This window comes from Microbacterium sp. Bi128, from assembly GCF_918698205.1.
Genome location: NZ_CAKKMM010001046.1, coordinates 1 through 1,810, shown reverse-complemented (window position 1 = coordinate 1,810; position 1,810 = coordinate 1). Strand labels below are relative to the sequence as shown.

Sequence of the window (1,810 nt, the reverse complement as noted above, 5' to 3'; positions counted from 1 at the left end):
CGGCGTCGTTGACCGGCACGGACGGCAAACTCTACGGCGAACCTTTCTACGGGGAATCCTCCTTCCTGATGTACCGGAAGGACATCTTCGACGCCAAAGGGCTGACCATGCCGGAGAAGCCGACCTGGGACCAGGTCGCCGACCTCGCCGCCAAGGCTGACGGGGCGGCGCCAGGGATGAAGGGCATCTGCCTGCGCGGCCAGCCCGGCTGGGGCCAGGTCTTCGCACCACTGACCACCGTGGTGAACACCTTCGGCGGGACCTGGTTCGACAAGGACTGGAATGCGAAGGTCAACGCCCCCGAATTCACCGCAGCCACGGAGTTCTACACCAATCTGGTGCGGGAGCACGGTGAAGCGGGCGCCGCCCAGGCCGGGTTCACCGAATGCCTGAACAACATGAGTCAAAGCAAGGTCGCCATGTGGTACGACGCCACCTCCGCGGCCGGTGCCCTGGAAGCCGAGGCCTCTCCCGTGAAGGGAAAGATTGGTTATGCCCAGGCGCCCGTGAAAGAGACCAAGTCCTCCGGCTGGCTGTGGACCTGGTCCTGGGCGATGCAGGCGGCCTCCAAGAAACAGGACGCTGCCGCCAAATTTATCGCCTGGGCCAGCTCGAAGAAGTACGAGGAACTGGTCGCGTCCAAGCTCGGCTGGTCCAAGGTCCCGTCCGGTAAGCGCATTTCCACGTACGAGAACACCGAGTTCCAGCAGGCCGCGCCGTTCTTCAAGGCCGAACGCTTCGCCATTGAGAACGCGGATCCGACCAACCCCGGTGTCCAGCCGCGGCCGGCGGTCGGCATCCAGTTCGTCGGTATTCCCGAGTTCGCGGCCCTGGGCACCCGGGTGTCCCAAGGTGTGAGCTCCGCCATCGCCGGCCAGGGCTCCGTTGCCGATGCGGTGGCCAAGGGCCAGGAAGCCGCACAAAAAGTCGGCGACAAGTACAAGAAGTAACAACCCAACCGCAGGAGAACATTATGACTACCGCAACGGCGCGCGTCTCCCGGCAAGGGAGCAGCACAGCCAAACCATCCAGGAACGCCAGGGCGCGGGAACGCGCAGTGGCTTGGGCACGGCGGGCACCGCTGCTGCCGGCCCTGATCTTCCTCATCATCGTCACCCAGCTTCCATTCGTGGTGACCCTGATCATTTCGTTCATGAACTGGAACAGCCTGAGCCCGGACAAGACCGGATTCGCCGGGTTCGAGAACTACATCCAGGTGGTCACCGACCCGTACATGCTCCAGGCAATCCTCACCACCATCGTCGAGACCGTCTCGGTGGTCCTGGTCAGCCTGGTCCTCGGCCTCGGCCTGGCCCTGCTCCTGGACAAGAAGTTCATTGGCCGGGGCCTGGCCCGGACTCTGCTGATCGCACCCTTCCTCATCGTTCCGGTCGCGGCTGCGCTCATCTGGAAGCACGCCATCCTCAACCCGGTTTACGGTCTGATCAATGGCTCCCTCACCTGGATCTGGTCGCTCTTCGGCTCCGACGCCCCGCCGCAGCCGGACCTGCTGTCGTCGGCACCCCTGATGGCCATCATCGTCTCGCTGGTCTGGCAGTGGACCCCGTTCATGATGCTCATCCTGCTCGCCGGCCTGCAGTCCCGACCCATGGACACCGTTGAAGCTGCCCAGATGGACGGTGCCGCTCCCTGGGCAATTTTCCGCCATCTCACCCTCCCGCACCTGCGCCAGTATCTGGAACTCGGTGGACTGCTCGGGGCCATCTATATCGTGCAGAACTTCGACGCCACCTTCGTCATCACCTCCGGCGGCCTCGGCACGGCCAACCTGCCCTACGCCATCTACGAG

2 protein-coding genes are annotated in these 1,810 nt (G+C 64.0%); both read left to right on the top strand.

The genetic code is table 11. The features are described from left to right. Positions 1–950: extracellular solute-binding protein (locus tag LQV45_RS29600; RefSeq protein WP_230010683.1), on the top strand; the 950-nt coding region annotated here is incomplete at its 5' end. Positions 951–973: 23 nt separating this feature from the next. Further along, positions 974–1,810: sugar ABC transporter permease (locus LQV45_RS29595; RefSeq protein WP_308288949.1), on the top strand; the 837-nt coding region annotated here is incomplete at its 3' end.